Origin of the sequence: Streptomyces sp. NRRL S-118 (assembly GCF_000716335.1) — a bacterium.
Lineage (GTDB): Bacteria > Actinomycetota > Actinomycetes > Streptomycetales > Streptomycetaceae > Streptomyces.
The window spans coordinates 22,074-37,596 of record NZ_KL591009.1 but is presented as its reverse complement, the minus strand read 5'-3'; the positions used below and the strand labels follow the sequence as shown (position 1 = coordinate 37,596).

The following is a 15,523-nucleotide window of genomic DNA, read 5'->3' as shown; positions in this document are numbered from 1 at the left end:
AACTTCATGCCGCCCACCACTTGAAGGTAAAAGCAACGTTGCAGAGACTATGCCTTCAAGTTTCGAAGTCAAGACTTTGTCTGCTGCGAGTTTCGACAGTCGGCGTGTCGGCTTGCGTTCACAACTTGAAGACGACGTGAACGACCCGCGGCCCGGGGTCAGCGCAGGCGCTGGCTGATGACCTTGGACACCCCGTCACCTTGCATGGATACGCCGTAGAGGGCGTCGGCGACCTCCATGGTCCGCTTCTGGTGGGTGATCACGATCAGCTGGGAGCTCTCCTGGAGCTCCTGCATGATCCGGATCAGCCGCTGGAGGTTGGTGTCGTCCAGGGCCGCCTCGACCTCGTCCATCACGTAGAACGGGCTCGGGCGGGCCTTGAAGATCGACACCAGCAGCGCCACGGCCGTCAGGGACCGCTCCCCGCCGGACAGCAGCGACAGCCGCTTGACCTTCTTGCCGGGCGGGCGGGCCTCGACGTCCACGCCCGTGGCGAGCATGTTGCCGGGGTCGGTCAGGACCAGGCGCCCCTCGCCGCCGGGGAAGAGGCGGGGGAAGACTCCCTCGAACTCGCGGGCCGTGTCGCGGTACGCCTCCGTGAAGACCTGCTCGACGCGTTCGTCCACCTCCTTCACCACCTGAAGAAGGTCGGCACGCGTCTTCTTCAGATCCTCCAGTTGCTCGGACAGGAACTGGTGTCGCTCCTCCAGCGCCGCGAACTCCTCCAGCGCCAGCGGGTTCACCTTCCCGAGCTGCTGGTACGCCCGTTCGGCCGTCCTCAGCCGCTTTTCCTGTTCCGCGCGGACGAAACGCCGCGGCTGGTTGCGGGGGTGGCCGGGGTCCTCCGGGAGGTCCTCCCCCTCGGCGGGCGGGGACGGCGGGACCGGCTGGCCGGGCCCGTACTCGGCGACGAGGACGGCCGGCTCGACGCCCAGCTCCTCCAGTGCCCTGGTCTCCAGCTGCTCGATCCGCAGCCGCTTCTCGGCCCCGAGGACCTCACCCCGGTGGACGGAATCCGTGAGCTTGTCCAGCTCACCCTTCAACTCCCGGCCACGGGCGCGGGCCGCCACCAGTTCCTGCTCCCGCACCGCCTTCGCGGCCTCGGCGGCGGCACGTTCCTGCTCGGCCCGCACGAGGGAGACCTCGACGTGCGCGAGGAGCTGGCGCGCGCCGGAGGCGACGGCCGCCGCGACCCCGGCCTCGTGGCGCAACCGCGCGCGGCGCTGTTCCGCCCGCGCGCGGGCCTCGCGTTCGGCGCGCGCGGCCTGGTCGAGCCCGTCGGCGCGGCCGGCCAGGCCCTTGACCCGCTCCTCGTGGGTACGGACCTGGAGCCGGGCCTCCATCTCCGTCTGGCGGGCGTTGGCGCCGTCGGCGGCGAGCCGGTCGCGCACGGAGGTGTCGGGCTCCTCCTCGGCCGGCGCCTCCTCGGCCACCAGCAGCCGCTCGGCCAGCTCCTCGGCCTCCTCGGTGGCCCGCTCCAGGGCCTCCTGCGCACGGGCGGCGGCCGCGGCGGTGCGCTCGGCCTCGCCGGTGGCGCCCCTCGCCTGCCCGGCGAGGCGCCCGAGCGCCTGCGCGACCTGGGACTTCTCGCGTTCGGCGGCGCGGCGCCGCTCGCCCAGCTCCTCCACGCGCGCCGCCAGGAGGCGGCGCCGCTCGGTCGCCTCGTGCTGCGCGGCGGCCAGCTCGTCGCAGCGTACGGCCAGTTCGGCGAGCTCGGCGGCGGCCTCGTCCACGGAGGCCTGGACCTCCAGCAGGCTCGGCGCCCCGGCGGACCCGCCCTGTGCGAAGTGCGCTCCCAGGACGTCGCCCTCGGCGGTGACGGCCACGGCGTCGGGGCGGGCGGCCACCAGGTCCTCGGCGTCCTCCAGGGTGCCGACGACGACCATGTCCCCGACGAGCCTGCGTACGGCGGAGACCAGCGCCCCGGGACCCCGCACGAGATCGGCGACGGCGGGCGGCTCACTCGCGGCGCCGTCCGGCGGCGCGAGCGCGGACGGCTCGCGCCCGGCGTCACCCGGCAGCGTGCCGGGGCCGGACCGCTCCCCCATGGCCCCCGGGGCGCCGGCCTCGACGCTCCCGGCGCCGCCGACCAGCAGCGCCGCGCGCCCCGCGTCCTGTTTGCGCAGGAGGCGGATCGCGTCGGCGGCGGTCGCGGGGTCGCGGACCGCGAGCGCATCGGCCGCGGCGCCCAGGGCGGCGGCGACCGGAACCTCGTACCCGGGCGTCACGGTGAGGAGCTCGGCGGCCGGGCCGAGGAGCCCCGCCAGGCGGTCGGCCGCGCCGAGCAGCGCGCCCGAGCCGTCCTTGCGGCGCAGGCCGAGCGCGAGGGCATCGTGGCGGGCCTGGGTGGCCGCGCGCTTGCGCTCCGCCGCGGTGACGGCCTCCCGCGCGGCGGTCAGCGCGGCCTCCGCGTCGGCGAGCTCCGCCCGCGCGGCCTCGTGCTGCCCGGCGAGCTCGGTGTCGTCCGCCTCCAGCCCGTCGACCTCGGCCTTGAGCGTCTCGTACTCCTGCTGCGCGGCGGCCGCCCGCTCGCGCGCCTCGTCGCGGGCGGCGGCCAGCCGGCCGATCTCCGCCTGCGCGGCGGCGGCGCGCGACCGGGCGGCGCCCACCTGCCCGGACAGCCGGGCCAGCCCCTCTCGGCGGTCGGCGATCGCCCGTGCCGCGTCCTTCAGCCGCCGCTCCTCCGCCACCAGCCGGCGTTCCAGCTCGGCGCGGTGCGCGACGGTGTCCTCCAGGGCCCGCTCGGCTGCCTCCAGCGCGGCCTCCAGCTCCGCCTCCTGCTCACGGATCCGGGCCGCCTCGCGCTCCATGTCCTCGGGGTCGCGGCCCCGGCGCTCCTCCACCGGCGGCGCGGTGGCGCTCTTCACGCGCGCGTCGGCCAGCGAGATCGTGCCGCGCACCCGCTCGGCCAGCTGCGACAGCTCGTACCAGGTCTGCTGGGCGCGCTGGAGCCGCGGCGCGAGCCGCCGCACCTCGTCCTCGAGCTCCGCCTCGCGGGCGAGCGCCGCCTTCAGCTCCGCCTCGGCGTGCTCCTTGCGCTGCTTCAGGGCCGCCTCGTCCGCGAGCTCCGCCCGCAGCGCCTCCCGGAGGCGTACGAGGTCGTCGGCGAGCAGCCGCAGGCGTGCGTCGCGCAGGTCGGCCTGGATGACGGCGGCGCGGCGGGCCACCGCGGCCTGCCGCCCGAGCGGCTTGAGCTGCCGCCGCAGCTCGTCGGTGAGGTCCTGGACGCGCGCGAGGTTGGCCTGCATGGCGTCGAGCTTCCGCAGCGCCTTCTCCTTGCGCTTGCGGTGCTTGAGGACGCCCGCGGCCTCCTCGATGAAGGCCCTGCGCCCCATGGGGTCGGCGTGCAGGACGGAGTCGAGCTGCCCCTGCCCGACGATGACGTGCATCTCCCGGCCGATACCGGAGTCGCTGAGCAGGTCCTGGATGTCCAGCAGGCGGCAGGTGTCGCCGTTGATCTGGTATTCGCTGCTGCCGCCGCGGAACATGATCCGCGTAATGGTGACTTCGGCGTAGTCGATGGGCAGGGCACCATCGGAATTGTCGATCGTGAGGGAGACCTCGGCGCGGCCGAGCGGAGGTCGTCCGGTCGTCCCGGCGAAGATGACGTCCTCCATCTTGCCGCCGCGCAGGGATTTGGCTCCCTGTTCCCCCATGACCCAGGAAAGGGCGTCCACCACATTGGACTTGCCCGAGCCGTTCGGTCCCACGACACACGTGATCCCCGGCTCGAACCGCAGGGTGGTGGCGGAGGCGAACGACTTGAAACCGCGGAGGGTCAGGGCCTTGAGGTGCACGCCCCCGGACTCTACCGGGCGCCTCTCGTTTGACCCATGACCATGAAGGGCAGATCAGACGTGAGGAGAGGGGATACGGCAGGTGAACGTGGGGGAGAAAAGAAAGAAGGGACGCCGTAGCGTCCCTTGCATATCTCGCGAGAGTGTTTCTCACCTGCCCGATGGGGGCTGAGGTCAGGTGAGCGCAGGCTCCGCCTTGGATACGTCGATGTCGATGCCGTCGAGCAGCGACTCGCCGTGTGCGGCAGCTGCGTTCAGCGCGTCGTTCTCGGACTGGATCCGTACGAGCTCGGATTCCAGGTCCTGTACGCGCTGCTGAAGCCGCCGCATCTCGGCGAGAAGTCGCGGGTCGGTACCGCCGACATAACCGAGAAGCGCCTTTGCCATGACTGATGGTCCTCCACACTGAGTGACCGACCGAAGCGGTGTGGGTCGTGAGGGTTCGCACCCGCGGTGCTCGGCAGCATTGCTTGGTGCCGCTGCGGTTCCTACTGCCAAACAGCTAAGGTGCGCGGGGCTTCCAGAGTCTCACCAAAAAGTTTGACGGTCAACACGATCACGCCCGTCATCGTGGGGCATCCGGGGGGTCTGCGGCCGCGGATGGTGCGGCGGCGCCTCGCGCGCGGTGTCCACAGGGGCGTGTCGATCAATTACCGCGCAGCCTGGCACGAGACCTCCGCTCTTGGCAACCACCCGTCCGTTTTCGCCGTACGCAGCGACGATTGCCGGACCGGACGTCCGGCCGCCTGCCCTCAAGCCCGCTCGGCGCGGAGAATCGATCACGTTCGTCAGCGGACTTCGAAGCCGTCGTAACCGCCGCGGGGCGTGTCCCAGATCTCAGTGACTCCGTCGACACGACCGGGTGTGTCGCCGGAGCGCAGCCATTCCAGAAGACGGTGGCAATTGTCACTCGGCCCCTCGGCCACCACCTGCACCCGGCCGTCCTCCAGATTGAGGGCAAAACCGGTGAGGCCGCCGATCTCCAGAGCATTCGCCCTGGTGAACCAGCGGAAGCCCACTCCCTGTACTCGGCCGCGTACCCAGGCGGTGAGCCGTGCGTGATCGTTCATGGCTGCACGCTAACCGGCGAATTGCTCTTCCGGCACTTCTTCCCCACCCGTCATGGCGTACAGTCCCGACGCAATGAGCCTCACTCATTCGGGTGAGTCGCACCGAGTCGGCAGGAAAGGGGCGGAGCAGATGGGACGCCACCGGAAGAAGCGGGCCGTGGTCCCGGTACGCACCGGTCTGCTCGGCGCCTCCGCGGCGATGGCGGTGGGCGCCGTCGCCGTCGCCTCCGGCCTGCTGCCCGGCGGCGACACCTACAAGGTGGGCGGCGGCCCCTCCGGCGAGCAGATACGCACCGGGGTGCCCGAGCTGCAGACCCAGGGCGAGGCGAGTGCCACGCCGACCGGGCGCGCCTCGGTCTCCCCGAGCCGGAGCGCCGAGCGGACGCAGGCGCCGTCGAGGACGCCCTCCGCGAAGCCCTCGCCGACGGCCGCGAAGCCCTCGCCGACGGCCACGAAGCCGTCCTCCACGCCGACGAAGGCGAAGACGAAGGCACCGGAGCCGGAGCCGGCGAAGACGCAGGCCCGGCCCAGCAGCGCCGCCCCCTCCCGTACGGCGGCGGCGCCCACGCCCCGGCGGACGGTCGAGCAGCAGCCTTCCGCGTCCCGGCTCGCCGGCAAGGAGGCGACCGCCGAGGCCGCCGTGCTCAGCCTGGTGAACACGGAGCGCGCCAAGGTGGGCTGCAGCCCGGTCCGCCCCGACGCCGGCCTGGCGTCACTGGCCGGGGCGTTCAGCGCGGACATGGCCGCGCGGAACTTCTTCGCGCACACCGACCCCGACGGGGACTCCCCCTGGGACCGTGCCGCGCAGGCGGGCGTGCCGGGTCTGGCCGCCGAGAACATAGCCCGCGGGCAGACCGACGCCCAGGCGGTGATGGACTCCTGGATGAACAGCGACGGCCACCGTGCGAACATCCTCAACTGCGACTACACCAAGCTCGGCGTCGGCGTGCACTTCGCCGACGGCGGCCCCTGGTGGACGCAGGACTTCGGCTTCTGAGCGGCCTCCGGGCCCGGCCCGGGACGGCAGTACGCTGGCGGTCATGGACGACGACCGCGCGGGCGACGACCGGCCGGCCCCCGGGGACGACCGCCCGGCGTTCGACGTGTTCTCCCGGCTGTGCCCCTCGCGCGGCACCCTGGAGCACGTCACGGGCCGCTGGGGTGGTCTCACCCTCGGCGCGCTGTCCGGTGGCCGCCTGCGCTTCAGCGAGCTGCGGCGCAGGGTGGACGGGGTGAGCGAGAAGATGCTCTCGCAGACCCTGCACGCGCTGGAGCGCGACGGACTGGTGCGTCGCGAGGCCCGGCCGGTCACTCCCCCGCACGTGGACTACGAGCTGACGCCGCTCGGGCGGGCCGTGGCCGAGCGGCTCCTCGGCCTGATCGAACTGGTCGAGGGCCGGATGCCGGAGGTCGTGGCGGCCCGCGCGCGTTACGACGCGGAGCGCTCCGACCCGGCGCGCGGCGGACGCTGACAGCGCGGGCAGAAGTAGCTGGAGCGGTTCATCCAGGGGCGGCGGCGCATGGGCGTGCCGCAGCGCCGGCAGGGCTCGCCCTCGCGGCCGTACGCGTCCAGGGAGCGGTCGAAGTAGCCGGACTCGCCGTTGACGTTGACGTACAGGCTGTCGAAGCTGGTGCCGCCGACGGCGAGCGCGGCCGTCATCACGTCCCGTACGTGGCCGAGGAGCTCGGCCGAGCGGGGGCGGGTGAGGGTGGCGGTGGGGCGGTCGTAGTGGAGCCGGGAGCGCCACAGCGCCTCGTCCGCGTAGATGTTGCCGACGCCGCTGATGAGCGACTGGTCGAGCAGCGCCCGCTTGACGGTGGTGCGGCGCAGGCGCAGCGCGGTGTGGAAGGCCGCGTCGTCGAAGGCGGGGTCGAGCGGGTCGCGGGCGATGTGCGCGATGGCCAGGGGCAGTCCGTCGGGGGTGTTCTCGTGGAGGGAGAGCCCGCCGAAGGTGCGCTGGTCGACGAAGCGCAGCTCGGTGCCCAGGTCGTCGGCGAAGCGGACACGGATCCGCAGGTGCTTCTCGTCCGGGGCGTCCTCGGGCTGGACCAGCAGCTGCCCGCTCATGCCGAGGTGCCCGAGCACGGACGTCCCGGAGTCCTCCAGCGGCAGCCACAGGTACTTGCCGCGCCGCTGCGCGATCCCGAGGCGCTGCCCCCGCAGGCGCGCCGCGAAGTCCTCTCCGCCCGCCAGGTGCCGCCGTACCGCGCGGGGGTGCAGCACCGTCACGTCCCGGACGGTCCGGCCGCCGACCCAGCGCTCCAGGCCGCGCCGTACGACTTCGACCTCGGGCAGCTCGGGCACCGGGACTCCTCGGGACAAGGGGCGGGACGGGGAAAACCCCGCCGCACCGGCCCGGCGCCCGGAGGCGCGGGAGGAGCGACGGGGTGGAAGCGTCAGCAGCTCAGGCCGTGGCGGAATCCGCCGCGGTCCGGGGAACGTCGGAGACCGAAGAGGTGTCGGCGGCCTCTTCGGAGCCGGGGTCCGAGCCCGCGCCCGGTCCCGCGTCGGCGGGCGCGCCGGATTCGGCCGCGGCCTTCGCCGCCGCCTCCCGCTCGTCCGCGGCGGCCCGGATGGCCCGCCAGGCGGACTCCGCCGCCTGCTGTTCCGCTTCCTTCTTGCTGCGGCCGGTGCCGGTGCCGTACGAGACACCACCGACGCGGGCGGCAGCAGTGAAGGTCTTCTCGTGGTCCGGTCCCGTCTCGGTGACCAGGTACTCCGGAACGCCGAGGCCTTCGGCGGCGGTGAGTTCCTGGAGGCTGGTCTTCCAGTCCAGGCCGGCGCCGAGGTTCGAGGACTTCTCGATCAGCGGGTCGAAGAGCCGGTGCACCAGCTCGGACGCCGCTTCGAGGCCCTGGTCGAGATAGACCGCGCCGATCACCGCTTCCAGGGTGTCGGCGAGGATGGACGCCTTGTCCCGGCCACCGGTGCCCTCTTCGCCCCGGCCGAGCCGGATGAAGGAGCCCAGGTCGAGGCCGCGGCCGACCTCCGCCAGCGCACGCGAGTTGACCACCGCGGCCCGCAGCTTGGCCAGCTGGCCCTCGGGCAGGTCGGGGTGGGTGCGGTACAGCGTGTCCGTGACCACCAGGCCGAGCACGGAGTCCCCGAGGAACTCCAGGCGCTCGTTGGTGGGCAGGCCGCCGTTCTCGTACGCGTACGAACGGTGGGTCAGCGCACGCACCAGAAGGGCGGACTCGAGCTTGTACCCGAGCCGCCCTTCCAGAAGCGTGTGGGACGAGGCCGTGTTCTCCGCCTGCTTCTTGGCGTCATCCGCCGTTTTGGAGCTAGACACGGTGCCTCTCACCAGCCCGCTCAGACCGAGAGGACCTGGCGCTTGTTGTACGTGCCGCAGCTCGGGCACGCGATGTGCTGCTGCTTCGGCTCCTGGCAACGCTCACACGAAACCAGGGTGGGGACCGCAGCCTTCCACTGCGACCGGCGGTGGCGCGTGTTGCTGCGCGACATCTTCCGCTTCGGAACAGCCACGGCTACTTCTCCTGCTTCTCGTCGACGCCCGCTTCGGCGCCGCTCATGTTGTCCTTCTCCCCGGTCCCGAGTGAACCGGCGAGTCCCTGCAGTGCCGCCCAACGGATGTCGACGGCGTCATGGTGGTGGTCCGGGTCGTCGTTCAGGTTGGCCCCGCAATCGGCGCACAACCCGGCACAGTCCTCCCGGCACACCGGCTGCATCGGCAGTGCGAGCACCACCGCATCACGCAGCACGGGCTCGAGGTCGAACATGCCGTCCTCGAGGGGGGTCATGTCCTCGTCGTCCTCGGCATCGTCGTCCGCGGCCGCCTTGCGGTGGCCCCGGTCGTCGGTGTCGGGGTACGAGAACATCTCCTGGAAGTCCGCCGCGACATCCTGGCGCAGCGGCTCCAGACACCTTACGCACTCCCCCTCGGCCGACGCACGGGCGGTGCCCGTGACGAGCACCCCTTCCATGACCGACTCGAGGCGGAGCTCCAGCTCGACGGGCGAGCCCTGCGGTACGCCGATGACTCCGTCGATGCCGAGGTCCGCGGGGGCCTCGACCGTGCGGGAGAGCCGCTGGAGGGCACCGGGACGCCGGCCCAGCTCGTGCGTGTCGAACACGAGGGGGTTGCGGTGGTCGAGGCGCGTACTCAGGGCTCTTCCTGCTTTCGAAAATCGTCTGGAGGGCGGCCCGGCACCGGAACGGATGCCGATGCGGGCACGCGGGATCGCGGACGTACTCGCGACCGAAGAGCCAGGATACTGGACGCTTCGCTCACAGCCCAATCCGGGTCGGCCGGGGCCGGCGGAGAGGTGTGCGGTCCGGCCTGCTCAGCGGCCCTGCTCGTACCGGCGCAGCTGCTCCATGTCGATCATGCTGGTGTCGAAGAAGCTCGTCTCGTCGAGGGCGGCGGGCTGCTGCCCGTGCGGGTCCTGCGGCGGGACCGGCGGCGGGGGCGGCAGCTGCTGCTGTCCGTACCCGTACGGATCGGCGTAGCCGCCCTGGTCGTAGCCCTGGGGCGGGTAGGCGGCGTAGGGGTCCTGCCCCCCGTAGCCCCCGGCATGGGCGGTACCGCCCGTGTACGCGTCCTGGGGCACGCCCTGGGGCTGGTACGCGTACGGGTCGGACTGCTGGGCCGGGACGGGCGGTACGGGCGTCCCGGGGGCCGCCACGGGCTGCTGCGCGGGCCCGGGGTCGGCCAGTTCGGCGAGGCCGGCCAGGTAGTCCGCGTCGCTGGTGTGGCGCTGCTGCGGGAGGCCGGCCGCGTCCTGGGCGGCCATGTGGGCGCCCAGCTCGTCGGTGGCGATCCGGCCGTGGAGCTTCTGCCGGCCGCGTCCGACCGCCTCCAGGGTCTTGGAGAGGACCGCCTCGAAGGCGCTGATCTTGGCGTCGACGTACTCGTCGGCGCGCCGGATCAGGGTCTGGGGGTCGGAGCTGTACTCGGGGGCGTCCTCCTCGGCGTAGCCCTGCTCGTCGAGGCCGGGCCCCCGCCCGAGGAGCTTCTCGCGGCCCCGGTCGACGGAGCCGATGGTCTTGGTGAGGACGACCTCGAAGTTGGCGAGCTTGGAGTCGACGTAGTCGTCGGCCTCGGCACGGATCTCCTCGGCGTCCCGGCGGGCCTCCGCGAGGATGCGGTCGGCCTCCTCCTGGGACCGGCGGGCGATCTCGGTGTCGGAGATCAGTGCGCCGCGCTCGGAGTGGGCGGACTCGATGATCCGCTCCGCCTCGGCGCGGGCCTGCTCGACGAGCTGCTCGCGGCCGCCGATGAGCTCCTGGGCCTGGGCCAGGGAGCCGGGCAGGGCCTGGCGCACCTCTTCGAGCATCGCGAGCAGCTCGGCGCGGTTGACCACGCAGGAGGCCGACATGGGCATGGAACGGGCGTTCCTGACCGCCTCGACGATGTCGTCGAGCTTCTTCTGCACGTCCACCGTGTGCTCGCCACTCTCTACAGCCGGGTTGGAGACGGACGGGTCGACTGTACGGCCAGTCGGCGCGGTCCCGACAGCGGGTGACGGTCCGTCAGCCGGTCACTGTTCGCGCAGGCGCTGCACGAGGGCCTCGTGGACCACCGGCGGCAGGAGGTGCGAGACGTCACCGCCCCAGGCGGCGACCTCCTTCACCAGGGAGGAGGAGAGGAAGCTGTAGGTGGGGTTGGTCGGGACGAAGAGGGTCTCGACACCCGACAGGCCGTTGTTCATCTGCGCCATCTGCAGCTCGTAGTCGAAGTCGCTGACCGCGCGCAGCCCCTTGACGATGGCGGGGATGTCGCGTTCCTTGCAGAAGTCGACGAGCAGGCCGTGGTGGGACTCCACCAGGACGTTCCCGTAGTCGCCCGTCACCTGGCGGATGAGGTCCATCCGCTCCTCCACGGTGAACAGCCCCTTCTTGGACTGGTTGATCATCACCGCGACGTGCACGACGTCGTACAGCTTGGAGGCGCGGGCGATGATGTCGAGGTGTCCGTTGGTGATGGGGTCGAACGACCCCGGACAGACTGCGCGGCGCAACTGAAGTCCCTCGCTCTCCGAACCGGTCATCGTGCGTCTTCGCACGTAGAGGCGGCGCGACCGTACCAAAACGTTCCCTCGCCGTAGCGACGGGATCTCAGCGGCTCGAACCCGTCCGGCCAGGCGAACCGCCCGCCTCTGGTGCTGCGCTCCACGGTGACGAGCGCATCGGCCGCGAGCCACCCCTTGGCGCGGAGTGTGAGGAGTATCTCGCCAAGATCGTCGTCGGTGACGGCGTACGGCGGGTCGAGGAAGACCACGTCGTACGGCTGCTCCGGCGCCGGTCCTGTCACGATTTGCTCCGCTTTGGCGGTACGGATCTCGGCCCCGGGCAGGCCGAGCCCGCGGACGTTCTCCCGGACCGTGCGGGCGGCCCGGCCGTCGGCCTCGACGAGCAGGGCGTGGGCGGCACCCCGCGAGAGGGCCTCCAGACCGACGGCGCCGGAGCCGGCGTACAGGTCGGCGATCCGGATGCCGTCGAGCGTTCCGAGGAGCGCTTCCCAGGTGGAGAAGAGGCCCTCGCGCGCCCGGTCGGAGGTGGGACGGGTGCCGTTGCCCGGCGGCACCGCCAGACGGCGTCCGCCGGCCACGCCGGCGATCACGCGGGTCATCTCAGTCCTTGCCGTTCCCTCGGGTACTGGTGAGTCCACGATATGGGCTGGCGCCGCGCGGGGGGCGGTCAGCCCTTCTCCAGGTACTCCTCCCGCTCCTCGTCGAGCAGGGCGTCGAGGGCCGTGCGCAGCGCGGGCAGGTGCTCCAGGTCCGGGTCCGCGCCGACGACGGCGACCGCCTCCTCGCGGGCGGCGGCGATGATCTCCTCGTCCTCGATGACGGCGAGCATGCGCAGGCTGGAGCGCACACCGGACTGGGCCTGGCCGAGCACATCGCCCTCCCGGCGCTGTTCGAGGTCGATCCGGGAGAGCTCGAAGCCGTCCAGAGTGGCGGCGACGGCGGCGAGCCGCTGCCGCGCGGGGCTCGCCTCCGGCATCTCGGTGACGAGGAGGCACAGGCCGGGGGCGGAGCCCCGGCCCACGCGGCCGCGCAGCTGGTGGAGCTGGGAGACGCCGAACCGGTCGGCGTCCATGATCACCATGGCGGTGGCGTTGGGGACGTTGACGCCGACCTCGATGACCGTCGTCGCCACGAGGACGTCCACGGCGCCGGCGGCGAAGCGGCGCATCACGTCGTCCTTGTCGTCCGGGGCCATCCTGCCGTGGAGCACCTCGACGCGCAGACCCGCCAGCGGGCCCTTGGCGAGCTGGTCGGCGACCTCCAGGACGGCGAGCGGGGGCCGCTTGTCGGCGTCGTCCTCCCGCTGCTTCTTCCGGGGCTCGTCCTCCTCGTCACCGATGCGGGGGCAGACCACGTACGCCTGGTGGCCGTTCTCCACCTCCTCGCGGACCCGCTCCCAGGCGCGGGCGAGGAAGTGCGGCTTGTCGGCGGCGGGGACGACGTGGCTGGCGATCGGCGAGCGGCCGGCCGGGAGCTGGTCCAGGACGGAGGTCTCCAGGTCGCCGAAGACCGTCATCGCGACCGTACGGGGAATGGGCGTGGCGGTCATGACCAGCAGGTGCGGAGGCTGCTTGCCCTTCCCGCGCAGGGCGTCGCGCTGCTCGACACCGAAGCGGTGCTGTTCGTCCACCACGACCAGGCCCAGGTCGTGGAACTGCACCTTGTCCTCGATCAGGGCGTGGGTGCCGATGACGATGCCGGCGTCCCCGGTGACCAGGTCGAGCAGGGCCTGGCGGCGGGCGGCGGCGCCCATGGAGCCGGTGAGCAGGACCACCTTGGTGGCGTGCTCGGCGCCGCCGAGCATCCCCCCTTCGGCGAGGTCGCCCATCATCTCGGTGATGGAGCGGTGGTGCTGCTGGGCGAGGACCTCGGTGGGGGCGAGCATCGCGGCCTGGCCGCCCGCGTCGACCACGGCGAGCATGGCGCGCAGCGCGACCATCGTCTTGCCGCTGCCCACCTCGCCCTGGAGGAGGCGGTGCATGGGGTGGTCGGTGGCCAGGTCGTCGAAGATCTCCCGGGAGACCTGCCGCTGGCCCTCGGTGAGGGTGAACGGCAGCCGGGAGTCGAAGGTGTCGAGCAGCCCGCCGGCGGCGGGTTTGCGGGGCACGGCGGGCAGTTGGGTGTCGGCGTACCGGCGGCGGGCGAGGGCGACCTGGAGGACGAACGCCTCGTCCCACTTGAGCCGGTCGCGGGCCTGCGCGATGTCCGCCTTGGTGCGCGGCCGGTGGATCTTGCGCAGGGCGTCCGGCAGGTCGGTGAGCCCCCGGCCCTCGCGCAGCGCGGGCGGCAGCGGGTCGGCGGCGTCCTGGGCGCTGGGCAGCACCGCGTCGACCGCCTTCGCGATCTTCCAGGACTCCAGCTTGGTGGTGGCCGGGTAGAGGGGGATGAGCGCCCCGGCCCAGGAGTCCACGGCCGTCTCGCCGTCCTCGCCGCGCAGCAGCTCGTACGCGGGGTGGGCGAGCTGCATCCTGCGGTTGAAGACGGAGACCTTGCCCGCGAACATCGCGCGTGTCCCCGGCAGGAGCTCCTTGTGCGGCTTGTGCACGCCCTTGCCGAAGAAGACCAGTTGCAGTCGTCCGCTGCCGTCGGTGATGGTCACTTCGAGCCGCTGGCCGCGGCCCTTGGCGCTGTTGAACGTCATCACGCGCGCGTCCGCCACGCGGGCCACCACCGTGACGTGCTCGTCCAGCGGCAGGTCGCCGAGCGAGGTGAGCTCGCCGCGCTCGGCGTACCGCCGCGGGTAGTGGTGCAGCAGGTCGCCGACGGTGTGCAGGTCGAGGTGCTCGGCCATCACCTTGGCGGTCGCGGCGCCGAGCTGCTTCTTCAGTGGTTCGTCGAGGGCTGACACGCGTTCCATTGCACACCACGGCACTGACATGCGCCGCCACCTGTGGACGACCGGGGCGCCGCGCCACCGGACGGGCCCGGCGCGGTGGCTATTCGACGCCGATGAGCAGCAGCGGGGCCTGGGGCCCGCCCGAGTAGACGAGGGTGTCGACCGCGAGGTGGGTCTCGCGCACATGGGTCTCCAGGCGGCCGGCGAGGGCGGCCGGGGCGTCGCCGGCGACGACCAGGGTGACCAGTTCGCCGCCCGCCGAGAGCATGCGGTCCAGCACGGTCTCCGCGACGGCCGCGACGTCCTGGCCGATCACGGCGACGTCGCCGTCGATGAGGCCCAGCACGTCGCCGGCCTGGCAGACGCCGGCCGACGTGAAGGACTGGCGTTCGGCGAGGGCCAGTTCGCCGTAGCGGGTGGCGCCGGCCGCCGCGGTCATCGCGACCACGTCCTCGTCGAAGCGGCGGTCCGGTTCGTGGACGGCGAGGGCGGCGATGCCCTGGACGGCGGCGCGGGTCGGGACGAGCGCGACCCGGATGCCCTCCGCGCGGGCCTGTTCCGCGGCGGCCGCGGCGGTGTGCCGGAGCTCCGCGTCGTTGGGCAGGAGCACCACCTCGCGCGCGTGGGCCCGCCGGAGGGCGTCGAGGAGCTCCCCGCTGGCGGGCGGCTCGCCGGGGCGGGCGAGGACGGTCGTGGCGCCGGCCTCGGCGCACAGCGCCGCGAGGCCCTCCCCCGGCAGGACGGCGACGACCGCCCGGCCGGCGCGCTCCTGCGGCGGCGCCGTCTGGGTGCCGAAGTGAGTGATCCGGATGCGGTACGGGCGTCCCGCCTCGACGCCCGCCTCCACCGCCGCCCCCGCGTCGTCCACGTGGACGTGGACGTTCCACAGTCCGTCGCCGCCCACCACGACGAGGGAGTCGCCGAGCTTGTCCAGCCGGTCGCGCAGCCGCGCGACGGCCGTGTCGTCCGCCTCCAGGAGGTAGACGACCTCGAAGGCGGGACCGCCGGGCGAGCACTCCTCCGCCGCGGTGACCACCGCCCGGTGCGCGCGGGCGGGCCGCGCGGGGGCCTCCCCCGACACCGCCTGGACCAGCGCGCCCAGCACCGTGACCAGCCCCCGCCCGCCCGCGTCCACCACACCGGCCCGCTCCAGGACGGCGAGCTGCCCGGGCGTCCGCTCCAGCGCCGCGCGCGCCCCTTCGTACGCCGCGCGCGCCACCGAGACCACGTCCGCGCCGTCCGCGGCGGAGGCCGCCGCCGCGGCGGCCACGCTGAGGATGGTGCCCTCGACGGGGTGGGCGACGGCCCGGCGTGCGGACGCCGACGCGCGGCCCAGCGCCCGGGCCAGGTGATCGCCGTCACGGCCCTCGGCCAGGACCTCGCTCATCCCGCGCAGCAGCTGCGCCAGGATCGTGCCGGAGTTGCCCCGCGCGCCGATCAGCGCCCCGTGCGCCATGGCCCGTACGACGTCGCCGTCCTCTGGTGCCGTGAGGGCGCTGAAGACGGCCTCCACCGCCTGGGAGGCGGACTCCACGGTCAGGTACAGATTGGTGCCGGTGTCCCCGTCCGCGACCGGATAGACGTTGATCGCGTCGATCTCCTCGCGCTCCCGCCCCAGTGCCTCCAGCGCCAGTGAGCACCAGGTACGGACCACGGCGGAGTCGATCTGCGGCACCTGGGGATCCTCCTTCAAGGGGTCCCCCCGCGCCCCCCGGGCGTAGGGGGAGGGCTGCACCGCAGGGTAGACCCCGCCCGGCGCCGAGGCCCCACGCGGGGGCCGGGCCGGTCATGGTAGTTTCGTTGTACCGAAGCAGGCGTTGTATGCT

The 15,523-nt window shown here is 73.0% G+C and carries 14 protein-coding genes; 2 read left to right on the top strand and 12 right to left on the bottom strand.

Annotated elements, in window-relative coordinates:
* Positions 1-158: 158 nt before the first annotated feature.
* The 3 genes from IH00_RS0117640 to IH00_RS0117630 form a co-directional block, all read right to left on the bottom strand.
* Positions 159-3,797: an AAA family ATPase gene (locus IH00_RS0117640; RefSeq protein WP_031074666.1), complete on the bottom strand. Its 3,639-nt coding sequence runs from the start codon at positions 3,795-3,797 to the stop codon at positions 159-161.
* A gap of 174 nt (positions 3,798-3,971) precedes the next feature.
* On the bottom strand, positions 3,972-4,184 hold the full coding sequence (locus tag IH00_RS0117635) for a hypothetical protein (RefSeq protein WP_031074664.1): 213 nt from the start codon (positions 4,182-4,184) through the stop codon (positions 3,972-3,974).
* A gap of 401 nt (positions 4,185-4,585) precedes the next feature.
* Positions 4,586-4,867: an acylphosphatase gene (locus tag IH00_RS0117630; protein WP_031074661.1), complete on the bottom strand. Its 282-nt coding sequence runs from the start codon at positions 4,865-4,867 to the stop codon at positions 4,586-4,588.
* Between the two features lie 130 nt (positions 4,868-4,997).
* On the opposite strand from IH00_RS0117630, the gene IH00_RS0117625 reads away from it, so the two are divergent.
* Positions 4,998-5,864, top strand: coding sequence for a CAP domain-containing protein (locus IH00_RS0117625; RefSeq protein ID WP_031074660.1), 867 nt, complete (start codon positions 4,998-5,000; stop codon positions 5,862-5,864).
* Positions 5,865-5,907: 43 nt separating this feature from the next.
* On the top strand, positions 5,908-6,339 hold the full coding sequence (locus tag IH00_RS0117620) for a winged helix-turn-helix transcriptional regulator (RefSeq protein ID WP_031074658.1): 432 nt from the start codon (positions 5,908-5,910) through the stop codon (positions 6,337-6,339).
* On the opposite strand, the gene mutM is transcribed toward IH00_RS0117620, so the two are convergent.
* The 9 genes from mutM to IH00_RS0117575 all read right to left on the bottom strand — a co-directional run bounded on the left by mutM (position 6,297) and on the right by IH00_RS0117575 (position 15,372).
* Positions 6,297-7,172 (bottom strand): bifunctional DNA-formamidopyrimidine glycosylase/DNA-(apurinic or apyrimidinic site) lyase, encoded by an 876-nt coding sequence (gene mutM, locus IH00_RS0117615; protein ID WP_031074656.1) that lies wholly within the window; start codon positions 7,170-7,172, stop codon positions 6,297-6,299. The two genes, IH00_RS0117620 and mutM, sit on opposite strands and share 43 nt — an antisense overlap.
* Positions 7,173-7,272: 100 nt before the next feature.
* A complete protein-coding gene (gene rnc, locus IH00_RS0117610; RefSeq protein WP_052411456.1) occupies positions 7,273-8,160 on the bottom strand; it encodes a ribonuclease III in 888 nt (295 codons plus the stop codon).
* A 20-nt stretch (positions 8,161-8,180) separates the two neighbouring features.
* Positions 8,181-8,354, bottom strand: coding sequence for a 50S ribosomal protein L32 (gene rpmF / locus IH00_RS0117605; protein ID WP_030496967.1), 174 nt, complete (start codon positions 8,352-8,354; stop codon positions 8,181-8,183).
* A 2-nt stretch (positions 8,355-8,356) separates the two neighbouring features.
* Positions 8,357-8,962 (bottom strand): YceD family protein, encoded by a 606-nt coding sequence (locus tag IH00_RS0117600; protein WP_234334879.1) that lies wholly within the window; start codon positions 8,960-8,962, stop codon positions 8,357-8,359.
* Between the two features lie 210 nt (positions 8,963-9,172).
* Positions 9,173-10,270 (bottom strand): ATP synthase F0 subunit B, encoded by a 1,098-nt coding sequence (locus IH00_RS0117595; protein ID WP_031074651.1) that lies wholly within the window; start codon positions 10,268-10,270, stop codon positions 9,173-9,175.
* Between the two features lie 99 nt (positions 10,271-10,369).
* Positions 10,370-10,849: a pantetheine-phosphate adenylyltransferase gene (gene coaD, locus IH00_RS0117590; protein WP_199819770.1), complete on the bottom strand. Its 480-nt coding sequence runs from the start codon at positions 10,847-10,849 to the stop codon at positions 10,370-10,372.
* A 26-nt stretch (positions 10,850-10,875) separates the two neighbouring features.
* Positions 10,876-11,460, bottom strand: a complete 585-nt coding sequence (gene rsmD, locus IH00_RS0117585) for a 16S rRNA (guanine(966)-N(2))-methyltransferase RsmD (protein WP_031074648.1) — start codon at positions 11,458-11,460, stop codon at positions 10,876-10,878.
* Between the two features lie 68 nt (positions 11,461-11,528).
* Positions 11,529-13,718: an ATP-dependent DNA helicase RecG gene (gene recG, locus IH00_RS0117580; protein ID WP_031074646.1), complete on the bottom strand. Its 2,190-nt coding sequence runs from the start codon at positions 13,716-13,718 to the stop codon at positions 11,529-11,531.
* A 79-nt stretch (positions 13,719-13,797) separates the two neighbouring features.
* Positions 13,798-15,372: a DAK2 domain-containing protein gene (locus tag IH00_RS0117575; protein ID WP_031074644.1), complete on the bottom strand. Its 1,575-nt coding sequence runs from the start codon at positions 15,370-15,372 to the stop codon at positions 13,798-13,800.
* Positions 15,373-15,523: the final 151 nt, after the last annotated feature.

Bases quoted from the DNA above. Each gene is read 5' to 3' on its own strand.
- IH00_RS0117625 (WP_031074660.1), top strand. From the start codon at position 4,998: ATGGGACGCCACCGGAAGAAGCGGGCCGTGGTCCCGGTACGCACCGGT.
- IH00_RS0117630 (WP_031074661.1), bottom strand. From the start codon at position 4,867: ATGAACGATCACGCACGGCTCACCGCCTGGGTACGCGGCCGAGTACAG.
- IH00_RS0117620 (WP_031074658.1), top strand. From the start codon at position 5,908: ATGGACGACGACCGCGCGGGCGACGACCGGCCGGCCCCCGGGGACGAC.
- IH00_RS0117635 (WP_031074664.1), bottom strand. From the start codon at position 4,184: ATGGCAAAGGCGCTTCTCGGTTATGTCGGCGGTACCGACCCGCGACTT.
- rsmD (WP_031074648.1), bottom strand. From the start codon at position 11,460: ATGACCCGCGTGATCGCCGGCGTGGCCGGCGGACGCCGTCTGGCGGTG.
- recG (WP_031074646.1), bottom strand. From the start codon at position 13,718: ATGGAACGCGTGTCAGCCCTCGACGAACCACTGAAGAAGCAGCTCGGC.